The sequence below is a fragment of the Natronorubrum daqingense genome (genome assembly GCF_001971705.1).
GTDB lineage: Archaea > Halobacteriota > Halobacteria > Halobacteriales > Natrialbaceae > Natronorubrum > Natronorubrum daqingense.
In genome coordinates this window covers 3,002,747-3,015,954 of record NZ_CP019327.1, presented here as the reverse complement: position 1 = coordinate 3,015,954, position 13,208 = coordinate 3,002,747, and the positions used below count along the sequence as shown (strand labels likewise).

Sequence of the window (13,208 nt, the reverse complement as noted above, 5' to 3'; positions counted from 1 at the left end):
CCAGCACTCGAGTGCAAGTCTCGAACGCGGGCGTTCGGACGCGTGTGTCGGCTCGAATACGCGTCCATCCCGATCACGCCTGACGCCACGAAACGGCGTCCAGCGGCCTGTAAGCGGCCCGAGACGACGCTTGATCGACGGGCACCTCAACGGCTACTCAGTTGCCACCTGGGACCGGTCTGGCGACGTCACGAGAACGTCGACCGGAAACATCCTCACTGTGGATGATCGAACTCGTTCCCGGTTGGTCATCGTCGAGCCACACTCTCTGCCATCAGCGTTTTTCGAGCCAGATCCGACCGAACTGACCGTGGAGTGAGTTCGTCGCGTCACCTCGAGTACTCCTCAGACGTCGATCGAAAACACCCAGGTGAGGACGAACGACGCGAAGACGAGCAGTAGTAACACGGCAAGGAGGCCGAACGAGACGCCCCAGCCGAACACGTCTGCGGTGAACCCGACGACGAGCGAGCCGACGGAGGCGGTGAGCACGTACACCGTTCGAATGAGTCCGAAGCCCGTGCCCCGTTCGGCCTCGGACAGCCTCGAGAGGATTCGGGGCAACAGCGGGGCCTCGAAGCTCATGCCGACGCCGAGGAGCAACACGCCGAGGGCCGCGGCCGCGAGTCCCGGGCCGACGACGAGGAGCGCGAGACCGAGCGCGCCGAGCAGGAAACACCCGGCGGTCGCGAGGTCGCGACCGAAACGATCGGAGACCCAGCCGACGCCGACCTGTGCAAACCCCTGGGAGACGAAGTACGCCGAGAAGCCGACGGCCGCGAGCGAGGAGGAGTACTCTCGATGCTCGATGAGAAACATCGGTAGGAACGACGCGGCACCCTGCCAGACGAACTCGCCGACGATGGCGACGAGGACCATGAACGTGATCGCCGGGCGCGAGAGCAATTCGGCGAGCGCGCGGAAGTCGAACTGCTCGCGCATCGAAACCGACGGTCGCTGGGGCTCGGTCGGCTCGACGAACGCGTAAAAGAGGGCGAATGCAGCGGCCCCGACGACCGCCGTGGAGGCGAGCGCGACCCGCCAACCGAAGGCGACGGTGAGCCACGTAACGATTCCGGGGGCGACCAACCCGGCGATCGTCGCCCCGGAGTTGTGGATCCCGACCGCCGTCCCGACGTTGTCGTGAATGCGTGAGAGGAGCGTCGTCGCGACGCTGTAGTGGAGGCCGGCGAACGCGCCGAGGACGATCGTCGCGGCTACGAACACGACGAAAACGGGTGCACCGGCGATGAGCAAACACGCGACGGCGGTCCCGCCGAGCGCCGTCAGGATGACGACGCGCTCGCCGAAGCGGTCGCCGACGACGCCGCTCGGGAACTGGACCAGCCCGTAGGCGACCCACATTCCCGTCAGCGCGGCACCGATCGCCGTGTTCGAGACCTCGAACGCCGCGATGATCTGCGGGACGACCGGGCTGATCGCGACCCGGGCGAACATCGTCACGAAGAACGCGAGCGTACAGAGCGCGAGGACCGTGTTGCGATATCGCCAGCGGCTCATCGGTCGGAGATCCCACGAGCGCGGACGACTACTCCTGAAGTCGAAGCCACCATCATTTCGAACCGACCGTTCACTTGCCACTGAGCCGAACGGACCAAGAGTGTACTGGTACCTGCAACGTGGCGACAGCGCGATGGTTCGCCTCTCGTCGCCTCAAAATTCACCGGTGCGCCTCACTCGTCCAACGATTCGATGAGTTCGACGACGTAGCCCGACGGATCGGTTACGAACGCGATCAGCAGGTTCGAGCGCTCGATCCGTCGCGGGCCGTCGACCACCTCGCTGTCGTAGCCCTCAACGAGTCGCTCGAGGGTCGACTCGACGTCGTCGACGCCGATCGCGATGTGGTCGATTCCCGAGGGCTCGAGGTCGAGATTACGGTCGGCGTCGTGTTTGAATTGGATCTCGGCCTCCGCCTCGCCCTGGACGTAGTAGTTCGTCACGCCGTCGTCGCCGACGAAATCGCGCGTCCGCTCGAGGTCGAGGCCCTCGCAGTAAAATTCCATCACCGAGTCCACGTCGTCGATCCACACGGCAGTGTGTAACACGTCCATGGCTGAGACACTCAATGGCAGTACAAAAGCGTGGCTGTCCGTTTCTCGTCGCGACGCGTTTTGGCTTCCGGCAACGGAATGCCTATGGAGTCGCCCCCCGTCCGTCAGACCCATGACTCGAGGGTCCTACGACGCGATCGTCCTCGGCGTCGGCGGAATGGGCAGTGCGGCCGTCTATCACCTGGCCAAACGCGGCGTCGACGTGCTCGGCATCGAACGCTACGACGTTCCCCACGGGCGGGGCTCGTCTCATGGAGACACCCGAATCTTCCGGCTCACGCAGCCCGAGCACCCGTCGTACGTCCCGCTGGCGGAACGCGCGCGGACGCTCTGGCGGGAGCTGGAGGCGGAGTCCGGAGCCGATCTCCTCACCGAGACGGGGTCGATTCACGCCGGTCCCGCGGGCGGCTCGCACGTCTCGGACGCCGTCGACTCCTGCGAGGCACACGACCTCCCCCACGAGGTGCTCTCGGGGAGCGACGTGAACGAGCGATTCCCCGGATACGAACTCCCAGCGGACCACGAGTGCGTCTACCAGCCCGACGGCGGCTTCCTCGCGTGTGAGCGCGCGATTTCGACGCACGTGCGCCTCGCCCACGAACACGGCGCGACCGTCCGCGCTCGAGAGCGCGTTCTCGAGTGGGAGTCCCGCGAATCGGGCGTCGAGGTTCGAACGGACCGGGGAACCTACGACGCCGACCACCTCGTCGTCGCCGCCGGCGCGTGGGCCGCGAATCAACTCCCACTGCTCGAGGACGCCCTCTCGCCCCAACGGCGGGTGATGTGCTGGCTCCAGCCGGAAACGCCGGCGCAGTTCGCCCCCGACTCCTTCCCGGTGTTCAGCGTCGACGTGCCCGAAGGGAAGTTCTACGGCTTTCCCGTGGCCGATCAGCCGGGATTCAAGTTCGGGCGCACCCCCGCTCAGGCCGAATCGATCGACCCCGACGACTGGGCCGACGAGCCGACGCTCGAGGACGAGCAGCGACTCAGGAAGTTGTCCGCGAATCGCTTCCCGAACGGGGACGGGCCGACGCTGCGCCTCGCAACCTGCATCGTCACGCGGTCGCTCGACGGTCACTTCTACCTCGACACGCACCCGGAGTACTCGCAGGTCTCGATCGCCGCCGGCTTCACCGGCCACGGCTTCAAGTTCACCAGCGTCGTCGGCGAGGTGCTGGCCGACTTCGCCACCGACGGCGAGACCGAACACCCGATCGACGTCCACCGGTTAGGGACCCGACTGGCGTGAGCTGACTCGAGTGAGTCCGGCGTTCCCGCTCGCGCTCACGCTCACAGTTCAGCGTTCACACCCACGCTCACTACTGTGCGACGGGCACGCACGTTCATAGTGACACAGCGCGAAGACGACGAGTATGACATCGATTCGCACGGCGGCAAAAACGGTGCTGTTCACGATCCTCGTCCCCGGGACGCTCGCCGTCGCGATTCCCCAACTCCTCGCGAAGTGGCGACCGCATCCGCGACTACCGGTGAACTCGAGCGTCGCCAACCTCGTCGGAACGCTCTCGATCGGTTCAGGAATTTTGTTGTACCTGCACACCGCCCACGAGTTCCTCGCGGCGGGTGACGGAACGCCGTCGCCGAGCGACGAGCCCGACGAACTGGTTACGAGCGGCGTCTACGCTCGATCTCGGAACCCGATGTACGTCGGCGTCCTCCTCGTGATCGCCGGGCAGGCGCTTCGACGCCGATCCGTCTCGATTCTTTGGTGGGCCGCCGGCTGCTGGATCGGGTTCCACAACAGAATCATCCGGTACGAGGAGCCACACCTGGCCGAAAAACACGGCGACGAGTACGAGCAGTATCGAGACCAGGTTCCTCGGTGGTTTTCGCGGCGGTGAGCCGCCCGATCAGGCGACCTGATTCTCGAGGTCGGCGTCGGGGCCGTCCTCGTCGATTCGCTCGAGGTTTCGGGTGAGGATGTCCGCGACGCGCTCCCAGTACGCCGGCGTGTAGCCGGAGTTGTGGGGCGTGATGTAGACGTTCCCGAGGCCCCACAGCGGGTGGTCCTCGGGGAGCGGTTCGGGGTCGGTCACGTCGAGTGCGGCGGCGTGGAGACCCTCGTTGCGAAGCGCCGAGAGCAGTTCGTCGGTGTCGACCAGCGGGCCGCGGCCGACGTTCACGAGGACGGCGTTTGGCGGCAGCGTTTCCAACTCGGCGGCGCCGATCAGTCCGCGCGTCTCGTCGGTCAGCGGGCAGGCGAGCACGAGGTAGTCGACGTCGACCAGCGCCTGCTCGATCTCTTCGAAACCGTAGACCTCGTCCGTCGGGCCGCCTTTCTCCGGCGAATACCGAACGCCGACCGTCTCGACGCCGAAGCCCTCGAGGCGCTCGAGGATCGCCTGTCCGATCGCGCCGAGGCCGACGACGCAGACGCGCGAGTCGTGAAAGTCGCTCATCGCCTGGAAGTGACGCCACTCGCGGCGCTCCTGGCGGCGAATCCCCTCGTCGAGTCGCCGCGTGATCATGAGGATCCACCCGATCACGTGCTCGGCGATGTTGGGGCCGTGGACGCCCGACGCGTTCGTCACAGCGATCCCCCGCTCGCGGAACGTCTCGAGGTCGAGGTGACCGACGCCGGCCGACGAGCACGCGAAGAGTTGCAGGTTCTCCGCGGCCTCGAGCAACTCCGGACGGAGGTCGCGACCGACGACGACGGCGGCGTCGCGAACGAGTTCGCGTTCCTCGCGTCTCGAGGACGCCTGCCGAACATCTGCGTCCGGCAGTCGTTCGCGAAGGCGGTCGCTACACTCCTCGGCCGGAATGCCGTGTGCTGTCGTGTGGAGCACGACGATGGGATCCATGGGTTGGTCTCACGGCCCAGCGAGTTAAGACTGACTGGCTTCCGGACGTCGTCCGGTGCTGGAATCCCATCCGATAACGGGTCTATCGGCTGCCGGCTGTATTCGCGTTAGTCCTCACTCGATCCCCTGCCGTCCGAGTCAGCCGACCCCTCGCCGTCCGAGTCAGCCGACCCCTCGCCGTCCGAATCAACCGACCCTCTGCCGTCTGCTCGAGCGAGCAACTCCGGGTCGAGAAAGAGCGTCGCGTCCGCCTGTTCCGGCGACTGCTCGTGGGTGTCGCTTCGGTCGATGACGTGGGCGTCGATGCGCGAAGGAAGTGACGAGGTGTCGGGTCGGTCGACCTCGAGGAGGTTCCCGGCGGGATCGCGGAGGTACAACTGGACGGTGCCGTCGGGCAATCGATAGAGCGGATAGCCGCCGTCGGGTGCGAGCGCGTCGTCGAAACAGCCCCGCTCCTCGGCGGCGTCGAACACCGCCTCAAAGTCGTCGACGGCGAGCGCGAAGTGGTGGTACGTCGGGGCGTCCGTCTCGCGCCTGACGAGGTGCAGTTGTCTGTCGCCGAATCGCAACCACCTGACGGGGGCGCCGAGGTTCGGCGCCTGAATTCGTTCCATGTCGAACACCTCGGTGTAGAAGTCGACCAACGCCTCAAGGTCGTCTCCGTAAACGGTCACGTGTGTAAATCCGATCGCGGCCATTGCTCGACACTCACGCTCCAGTGAGTTATAGGTGCACGCGACCGACGCTCGTCGCGACGGGGGCGCGAACGGCCCGCTCGACGCTCGAGGACGAAGCAACGTCGGACGACACAGTAGCTAAGACGCTTCGGAGAGTGTCACGACCACACACTATGCGCGTCGCTGCACTCACGAGCACCGAACTGCCGCCCGAACTCGAGGTACAGGACCGATCAACGCCGGAACCGAACGCGGGCGAGGCGGTCGTCCGCGTCGAAGCCGCCGCGCTCAATCACCGAGACCTCTGGAAACTCGAGGACGACGGCCGACTCGACGACTCCGACCTCCCCTTCGTTCCGGGCGGCGATCTGGCGGGCATCGTCGACGCGACCGGAGCCGACGTCTCGAGCGTGACCGCCGGAGATCGGGTCGTTCTCTGCCCGCTCGAGACCTGTGGCGTCTGTCGAGCCTGTCGGGACGGCCCAGAGAACAGGTGCGAGAACTACAGCAGTTTCGACGGCGCGTTCGCCGAGCAGGTAGTGGTCGATGCGACGCGCCTCGTGTCCCTCCCCGACTCGGTCGGGTTCCTCAAGGCCGCGGCGCTACCAATTGCGTACACGACCGCCTACCGAATGCTCCGGCGAGGCGACGCCGGCGCTGGTGATCGCGTCTTCGTGCCGGGAGCGACGGGAGGCGTCGGCGTCGCGGCGATTCAACTCGCGACCATCCTGGGTGCGGAGACGATCGGCACGTCGACCGACGAGGACAAACTCGCGGCCGTCGACGCGCTCGGCCTCGATCACGCGATCCACACCGGCGACCCCGACGAAATGCGCGAGCGGGTCGCGTCGATCGGCGACGTTGACATCACCATCGACCACCTTGGCGGGCCCTACACCAGCGTCGGCGTCGATCTTCTGGGGACCAACGGAGCACACGTCCTCTGTGGCCGAACCGCGGGTCAGTTCCCGTCGTTCGACGCTCGAGAGCTCTACTTCGGGCACAAACGCATTCTGGGCAGTACGCTCGGCACGCAGGCCGACCTCGCTCAACTCGTCGAATTCGTCGCCGACGGCCGACTGGACCCGGTCGTCGCCGACGAGTTTTCCCTGAGCGAGACGGCAGCGATGCTCTCGGCGATGCGCGATCGTGAGATGGTCGGAAAACTCGTGCTTCGGCCCCAACAGTAATCTGGAGTCTCGTCGGGGCATCGACCCCCCTCAGAACGTGCGTTCGATAGCGTCCTCGAGCGCGTCGACCGCCTGATCGATCTCGTCCTCGGTGACGCAAAGCGGCGGCGAGACGATTAGCTGGGTGTTCGGTCGGCCCATGCCGAACAGCGCGCCGTTCTCGCCGGCCGTCGAGAGCACCGTCTCGACCGGGTTATCCTCCTCGTCGCTCACTCGCGGGTCGACGAACGGCTCGCCGTCCTCGGGGTCGGCGAACGCGACGCCCCAGTGGAGGCCGCGGCCGTGGACCGACGAGACGACGTCGAATCGCTCCTCCAGGTCGGTGAGTCGGGACTCGAGTCGTGGCGCGACCTCGCGCGTGTTCTCGAGGAGTCCGTTCTCGTAGACGTCCATCGCGGCGAGTGCGGCGGCGCAGCCGACGGGGTGGCCGGCAAACGTCTGGCCCACGTCGAAGCCTTCCGCGGCGACGTACTCTGCGAGGTCGTCGTTCATCATCACGCCCGCGAGCGGGACGTAGGAGCTCGTGAGCCCCTTCGCGAACGTCATCAGGTCGGGCTGGATGCCCTCGGATTGCGCGCCGAACCACTCGCCGGTGCGCCCGAAGCCGGTGATCACTTCGTCCGCGATCAACAGGATGTCGTACTCGTCACAGAGTTCGCGAACGCGCTCGAAGTACCCCGGCGGGGCGGTGTACGCGCCGCTCGAGCCCGCGACGACCTCGGTCAAGAGCGCGGCGATCGTGTCCGGCCCCTCGTTTCGGATGACGAACTCGAGGTGGTTGGCCGCCTTCTCGGCGAGTTCCTCGGGCGTCTCGGCGTCGAACGCCTCCGGAATCGGCGGGAGGAACTTGGCGTTGCCCGTCGTCGTCGCGTGCGGTTCGATGTAGGCGCGCGTGTCGGTGTCGCCCGTCAGACTGGCCATGCCGTACGTCGCGCCGTGGTAGGAGTGCCAGCGGGTGAGCACCTTCGAGGAGTCGGCGTACGCTCTGGCGAGCATCACCGCCGTCTCATTGGCCTCGCTGCCGGAGATCGAAAAGAGCGTCTGGGCCATCGACTCGGGGGCGACCTCGAGCAAGCGCTCTCGAAGCTCGTTTCGCGTGTCGTTGTGCTTTCCAGAGGAGACGTAGGGGATTCGAGCCAGTTGGTCGGCGATCGCGTCGATGATCTGCTGGTTACTGTGGCCCGCGTTAACGCAATAGAGCTGTGATTGGAAGTCCAGATACGCCGTGCCTTCCGAATCGTACACCGTGACGCCCTCGCCGTCGACGATCGTGGGAATATCGTCGTCCCCGTCGTACCAGTGGGGAACGGCCGCGGGCGTCGAATCCGTCTCGCTGTCGAGTCGTTCCATTGCCATAGACCCGCATACGATACGCGTTCACATAAATATCAGGTGATTGGTTTCCCTCCACTACCGATCAGCTGTTATTGAATTGTGTGGGAATATTCCACCCAAAATTCGACTATAATCACGAGCGGGGACACGAGCGTCCGCGGCGGTGCATCTTTGTAACGCTGTGAGAGAGGTCATGGTACCCGCTGATGGCTTCCAAAACCGATACTGAGACCGACGAGACGGTCGACGCGGCCTCGATGACACTGTATCGACTCCACGGCTGTCCCTACTGCGAACTCGTCGTGCGCCGACTCGAGCGATACGCTATCTCCTATCGCTCGCGGTTCGTCGCGGGCGAACACAGCAAGCGAGACGCCGTCGCTCGAGTCTCGGGAACGCGGTCGGTTCCAGTCCTCGTCGATCACGACCGCGACGTGACGATGCCCGAGAGCGCGCGCATCCTCGAGTACCTCGATCGGACGTACGGAGAGGAGGGAGGCGACGAGTCGGCGGTGCCGGCTGGGACCGAACTGGTCGAGTTTCCGCCGACCGAGCACCCGACCGAAGGGGAGCAAGCACCGGATTTCACCCGTCCGCTCGTCACCGACGAATACTGGGAGGACGCGTCGCTGTCGGACCTCGTCGCGGAGGACGGACGCGTACTGGTGGTGTTCTTCCCGCTGAACTGGGGCGGGAAGTCCGTCTACTGGTGGGATGAGTTGCAGGGTCGCGACTGGGCACCCGACGTTTCCGTCGTCGGCGTCGGCATTTCACAACCGTTCGACCACCAGCGATTCATCGAGCGACGGGGCCTCGAGTACCCGCTCTTTTCCGATCCCGGAAACGACGTAGCCGAACGCTACGGCGTCGTCCACGACCTCGACGGCATGGCGGGGATCTCGGAGCCACGGCCGGCGATGTTTCTGGTCGGGCCCGACCGAACCGTCGAGTACGCGTGGGTCGCGAGCGAGTGGCCGCCCTCGCCGCCGTTCGACGACCTCGAGGACGAGGAGCGACTGGCCGAGGAGTGAGCGCGTTCTCGGCAGTTGCCTCGAGGAGTCGGCGCGGAAACTACGGGTTGCCTCGATCCGATGTTTTAATCGGTTCCTGTCGGGTGACAGTGTATGGCAAGTCGGTTCTGGAAACTCGTCTCGCAGGTTACTATCTGGCACGTCGCGGCCAGCATCTGTTACTACGCGATCTACGCCGGCACGTCGCTGTTCAGCGACGCGTTCTCGCTCTCCGGGTTCGAAGTCGGCCTCGTCATCACCTCGCTGACGCTTGGCTACGCGATCTTTCTGTTGCCACTGGGGGTCGCGACGGATCGATTCGGTGAGCACACCACGCTGACGCTGGGTCTTCTCGGCCTCTCGGTCGGCGCGTTTCTGGTCGCGCTCGCGCCGAATTACGGCCTGTTGCTCGTCGCCGTCTTCGTGCTCGGTTCGGCGTACGGCACCGCCACGCCGGGAACCAACAAGGCGATTTTCGACAACGTTCGACCGGAGCGACAACACCGGGCGATCGGCGTCAAACAGATCGGGCCGACTATCGGCAGCGCGGTCAGTTCGCTGCTCGTGACGGGACTGGTCGGCTACCTCTTCTGGCAGGCCGGCTTCCTCGTCGCCGCGGGAGTCGGGATCGTCTGCGCCCTATTGTTCTATCTGACCTACGGCGGAACCAGCGCGGCTGCGGCGACGTACCCCGATTTCGGAAAGTTGCTCTCGAATCAGACCTATCTCTTCCTCGTAACCGCCGGCGTCTGTATCGGCGCGGGCTTTTACACGACGACCGGCTACACCGTCCTCTACGTCGACGAAGGCATCGGCGCTGCGGTCGCGACCGGCGGCATCGTCCTCGCCCTGTTGCAGGTGTTCAGTAGCGTCGGCAAGGTGCTCTCGGGCTGGCTCGCGGACACCCTCCCCGGCACACCCCGGCGCAGAATCGGAGCCATCCTCTTCGTCCAGGTGTTCCTCGGCGGCTTCGTCTTCTTTCTCGTGACGCTCACCGAGACGCCACTCGAGGCCACGGTCGTCTTCTCGGTCCTCGGCTTTCTCGTGCTCGGATCGACGGGCGTCTACTACTCCTGTATCTCGACGGTCGTCCCGGACGACGAAATCGGCGCGGCGTCCTCGGCGGGTCAGTTCGCGATGACCTTCGGCGGATTGCTCGCACCGCCCGTGTTCGGGTTCTTGATCGACACGACGGGGTACGCCGCCGCGTGGTCGTTCCTCGGCGTACTCGCGTTGCTTGGGTCGGGGTTCATCGCCCTCGTCGTGCTCACTGGGGAGTGAGTCGGTCGGCTGTGAGTGCTGTGGGTTGTCGAGGTGAAAACGGAGAACGCTCGAGCCCCCTCAGGCGCTCGCGTCCGTCGTCGTGGACTGTCGGTGGCTCACCGCGACGTGCAATCCGATCGACAGCGCGGCACCGATCAGCGCGAATCCGGAGAGCATCGCGAAGAAGTAGACGAGTTCGAACGAGCCGAGGACGAACCCGCCAGCGGCGATACTCGCGGAGCCGAGGCCGAACTCGCCGAGGTAGGTGTAACCGTAGGAGAGTCCGCGCGTATCGGCAGGCGTGTAGACGGCGACGGCCTCCTGGTAGAAGGGCTGAATCGCGAAGAGGAAGAAGCCGATCACGCCACAGAGTGCGAGCAGCGGCACCAATCCGATCGAGGAGACCGGGACGAACACCAGCGCGAGGAGCGCGAGAATGGCGAAGATCACCATCAGTCCGCGCTCGGCGGCGAAGCGATCCGTCAGTTTCCCGCCTGCGTACTGACCCGCCATCCCGACCACGAGCAAGCCGACGTAAATGTAGTCGGCGGGTTCGATACCCTCGAGTCCGGCACCGATATCGATCCCCTCCATGACGGGCAGTCCGTGGAGAATTTCGGGCAGGTAGGTGAGCATGCCGCGGTAGAACAGTCCCTCGAACGTGACGATGACGAAGACGACTGCGAACGCGCTCGCGAAGAGCGTCCGAGAGTTCGAGAGGAAGTCACCGAGCGTCAGCGCGTCGTCGGAACCGGCGTCGACGTTCTCCTCGACGGCCGCCGTCGCATCGAAGTCCGCCTGTAATCCGTAGACCGCCGCGATGAAGCCCGGGATCGCGAGGATGGCCGCGACGTACTGCCACTCGAGAAAGATGAGCAGCGTGGCGGCGACGAACGGGCCCAGCGCGATACCGATATTGCCGGCGATACCGTGCCAGGCGAAGACGGTGCCCCGTTCCTCGACGCCGGTACTGATGAGCGCGAGTCCGGCGGGGTGGTAGACGCTCGCGGCGAGCCCCCAGAGGAGCAAGCCGAACGCGATGGCGTAGATCGAATCGACGTAGGCGGCACCCGCGATGAGGACGAAGGCCGCGCTCATGCCGGCGAGACAGAGCAATATCAGTCGTTTCGCGCCGAATCGATCGGCGAGCACGCCGGCCGGCAGCGCGCCGAATCCGAACAGGCCGTAACTCGGCGCGAGCACGAGTCCGAGGACCAGCAAGGAGACGTCGAATTCGGCGAGCCAGACGACGAGAAAGATTGGAATAGAGGTTTCGAACCAGTGGACGAGCGAGTGACCCGCCATGGTGAATCCAGCGATCGACCGGTCGTTCGTATTGAGTCCCATAGATACTGAGTCGTACTGCGGTGGTAGCGTCTCCCGTTGAAAGTAGTTACCGATCCGTAGACGCGCAAACGTCGCCAGTCCGACGCTCGAGGCGAGGACATCCGAGACGGCAGTTCGGACGTCGACACGACAGTTCGGACCAGTTCGCATCCCCCCGACCGACGCTACAGTTCGGACGTCGACGTGTACGCGAACGACGACCCGGACACGTCGAACCGATCAGCGCGAAACGGCGCGGTCGAAAACGGTGCTCGCTCGCCGGTCAGTCGCTCGCGAACCGTCGGCCCCACGACCGGCGACGTCATGATCCCCAATCCGTTGAATCCCGTCGAGACGACTAATCCGTCGGGGGCCGCTGGCGGCTGGTCGACGATCGGCCGCGTATCCGGCGTCGCCACGTCGATCCCGGCCCAGCCGTTGACGAACCCGGCGTCGTCGAACCCGGAGAGCACCGACGGCACGACGTCCGCGACCTGCCGGGTGAACGACTCGTCGGCGTCGCTCGAGGCCGCGAGCGGGTCCGAGACCGTCTCGTGGGCACCCCCGACGAGCAGGTCGCCGTTGTGCTCCGGGCGAAAGTAGAGGTGCTCGCTCCCGATTCGACCGATCGGCGCCGACTCGTCGAGGGGTTCCGCTGGCTCGAGGACGACACACTGGGTCCGATACGGGCGGATCGGCAGGGAGAACCCCTCGGGGAGGAGGTCACTCGTTCGCCACCCGGCGGCGACGACGACGGCATCGGCCTCGTACCGACTGCCGGTCGTGTCGACGCCCGTAACTCGCCCGTTCTCCGTGACGATTTCGGTGACCTCGACCCCGGTCTCGAGGCTCGCGCCGCGCGATTGGGCGTCCGAACGGAGCGCGTTCGCGTACGTGTACGGGTCGACCCAGCCCGTATCCTCGTACAGTATTGCGCCGCCGTCTTGGGGCGGATCGACTCGCGGAAACTCACTCGAGAGTCGCGATCGCTCGAGGTAGGTTACGTCGAAGCCCGCCCCAGCCAGTTCTCGCACCGTCTCTCGAGCGTCCGGCGCTTCCTCGGCCGAGACGAAATCGAGTCGGTGGCGTTGCGTGAACGAGAAAGCGTCCGTGCCGTCGAACTCCCGAACGAACTCGTTCGCGTGCCGGGCGACGTCCGGCAAATCGCCGTAGAACAGCGTCGGCGCGACGATTCCGGCCGAGAGTCCCGTCGCACCGGACGCGACGTCGCTCGACTCGAGGAGCGTCACGTCGTGATCGCTCGCGAGTTCTCGAGCGGCGTGACAGCCACCGATTCCAGCCCCGACGATCACGACCCGCTCGAGGGCGTGATCCGCATTCGCGCACATACGAGGACAAGATACGTGCTACCAAATAGCAATTTCGACTCGAGCGGGCGGTGATCGGAACGCGAGCAAGTGGGATCGGAACGCGAGCAGGTAGTGGTCGGAGTGCGAGCGGGTGTGGTAACCGGTGCGGAGGAAACGCACGCTGCCGGGTCGTCGGT

The 13,208-nt window shown here is 65.5% G+C and carries 12 protein-coding genes and 1 pseudogene; 6 read left to right on the top strand and 7 right to left on the bottom strand.

What is annotated here, in order from left to right:
• Nucleotides 1–345: 345 nt before the first annotated feature.
• On the bottom strand, nt 346–1,521 hold the full coding sequence (locus BB347_RS14630) for an MFS transporter (RefSeq protein ID WP_076582804.1): 1,176 nt from the start codon (nt 1,519–1,521) through the stop codon (nt 346–348).
• Between the two features lie 173 nt (nt 1,522–1,694).
• Entirely contained in the window at nt 1,695–2,075 is a 381-nt protein-coding gene (locus tag BB347_RS14625; protein ID WP_076582805.1) for a VOC family protein, read from the bottom strand.
• A gap of 112 nt (nt 2,076–2,187) precedes the next feature.
• Here BB347_RS14625 and solA point away from each other — a divergent pair, with 112 nt between their 5' ends.
• Together solA and BB347_RS14615 are read left to right on the top strand one after the other, a co-directional pair.
• Entirely contained in the window at nt 2,188–3,324 is a 1,137-nt protein-coding gene (solA, locus tag BB347_RS14620) for an N-methyl-L-tryptophan oxidase (protein WP_076582807.1), read from the top strand.
• Between the two features lie 124 nt (nt 3,325–3,448).
• Nucleotides 3,449–3,937 (top strand): methyltransferase family protein, encoded by a 489-nt coding sequence (locus BB347_RS14615; protein WP_076582808.1) that lies wholly within the window; start codon nt 3,449–3,451, stop codon nt 3,935–3,937.
• 9 nt (nt 3,938–3,946) lie between these two features.
• Here BB347_RS14615 and BB347_RS14610 read toward each other — a convergent pair whose 3' ends face one another.
• Nucleotides 3,947–4,900: a D-2-hydroxyacid dehydrogenase gene (locus tag BB347_RS14610; RefSeq protein ID WP_076582810.1), complete on the bottom strand. Its 954-nt coding sequence runs from the start codon at nt 4,898–4,900 to the stop codon at nt 3,947–3,949.
• A gap of 107 nt (nt 4,901–5,007) precedes the next feature.
• Nucleotides 5,008–5,598 carry a VOC family protein gene (locus tag BB347_RS14605; protein ID WP_076582811.1) on the bottom strand — a complete coding sequence of 197 codons (591 nt, stop codon included), beginning with the start codon at nt 5,596–5,598 and terminating at the stop codon, nt 5,008–5,010.
• 152 nt (nt 5,599–5,750) lie between these two features.
• Between BB347_RS14605 and BB347_RS14600 the strand changes: the two genes are divergently transcribed.
• Complete coding sequence (locus BB347_RS14600) at nt 5,751–6,767, top strand: alcohol dehydrogenase catalytic domain-containing protein (protein ID WP_076582813.1); 1,017 nt, start codon at nt 5,751–5,753, stop codon at nt 6,765–6,767.
• A gap of 30 nt (nt 6,768–6,797) precedes the next feature.
• Here the strand turns inward: BB347_RS14600 and BB347_RS14595 are convergent, their stop codons facing one another.
• Nucleotides 6,798–8,123 carry an aminotransferase family protein gene (locus BB347_RS14595; protein ID WP_076582814.1) on the bottom strand — a complete coding sequence of 442 codons (1,326 nt, stop codon included), beginning with the start codon at nt 8,121–8,123 and terminating at the stop codon, nt 6,798–6,800.
• Between the two features lie 185 nt (nt 8,124–8,308).
• Here BB347_RS14595 and BB347_RS19945 point away from each other — a divergent pair.
• The 3 genes and pseudogenes from BB347_RS19945 to BB347_RS14585 form a co-directional block, all read left to right on the top strand.
• A pseudogene (locus tag BB347_RS19945) lies at nt 8,309–8,584 on the top strand (glutaredoxin family protein); the annotation flags it as partial.
• Nucleotides 8,585–8,614: 30 nt separating this feature from the next.
• Nucleotides 8,615–9,133 carry a peroxiredoxin family protein gene (locus BB347_RS19940; protein ID WP_236996004.1) on the top strand — a complete coding sequence of 173 codons (519 nt, stop codon included), beginning with the start codon at nt 8,615–8,617 and terminating at the stop codon, nt 9,131–9,133.
• Between the two features lie 93 nt (nt 9,134–9,226).
• The gene (locus BB347_RS14585; protein WP_076582817.1) at nt 9,227–10,393 is read left to right on the top strand and encodes an MFS transporter; all 1,167 of its coding nucleotides are present in this window, start codon (nt 9,227–9,229) and stop codon (nt 10,391–10,393) included.
• A gap of 60 nt (nt 10,394–10,453) precedes the next feature.
• On the opposite strand, the gene BB347_RS14580 is transcribed toward BB347_RS14585, so the two are convergent.
• Together BB347_RS14580 and BB347_RS14575 are read right to left on the bottom strand one after the other, a co-directional pair.
• On the bottom strand, nt 10,454–11,722 hold the full coding sequence (locus BB347_RS14580; protein ID WP_076582952.1) for an MFS transporter: 1,269 nt from the start codon (nt 11,720–11,722) through the stop codon (nt 10,454–10,456).
• A gap of 164 nt (nt 11,723–11,886) precedes the next feature.
• A complete protein-coding gene (locus BB347_RS14575) occupies nt 11,887–13,050 on the bottom strand; it encodes an NAD(P)/FAD-dependent oxidoreductase (protein WP_076582819.1) in 1,164 nt (387 codons plus the stop codon).
• Nucleotides 13,051–13,208: the final 158 nt, after the last annotated feature.

Bases quoted from the DNA above. Each gene is read 5' to 3' on its own strand.
- BB347_RS14630 (WP_076582804.1), bottom strand. From the start codon at position 1,521: ATGAGCCGCTGGCGATATCGCAACACGGTCCTCGCGCTCTGTACGCTC.
- BB347_RS14625 (WP_076582805.1), bottom strand. From the start codon at position 2,075: ATGGACGTGTTACACACTGCCGTGTGGATCGACGACGTGGACTCGGTG.
- solA (WP_076582807.1), top strand. From the start codon at position 2,188: ATGACTCGAGGGTCCTACGACGCGATCGTCCTCGGCGTCGGCGGAATG.
- BB347_RS14615 (WP_076582808.1), top strand. From the start codon at position 3,449: ATGACATCGATTCGCACGGCGGCAAAAACGGTGCTGTTCACGATCCTC.
- BB347_RS14610 (WP_076582810.1), bottom strand. From the start codon at position 4,900: ATGGATCCCATCGTCGTGCTCCACACGACAGCACACGGCATTCCGGCC.
- BB347_RS14605 (WP_076582811.1), bottom strand. From the start codon at position 5,598: ATGGCCGCGATCGGATTTACACACGTGACCGTTTACGGAGACGACCTT.
- BB347_RS14600 (WP_076582813.1), top strand. From the start codon at position 5,751: ATGCGCGTCGCTGCACTCACGAGCACCGAACTGCCGCCCGAACTCGAG.
- BB347_RS14595 (WP_076582814.1), bottom strand. From the start codon at position 8,123: ATGGCAATGGAACGACTCGACAGCGAGACGGATTCGACGCCCGCGGCC.
- BB347_RS14585 (WP_076582817.1), top strand. From the start codon at position 9,227: ATGGCAAGTCGGTTCTGGAAACTCGTCTCGCAGGTTACTATCTGGCAC.
- BB347_RS14580 (WP_076582952.1), bottom strand. From the start codon at position 11,722: ATGGGACTCAATACGAACGACCGGTCGATCGCTGGATTCACCATGGCG.
- BB347_RS14575 (WP_076582819.1), bottom strand. From the start codon at position 13,050: ATGTGCGCGAATGCGGATCACGCCCTCGAGCGGGTCGTGATCGTCGGG.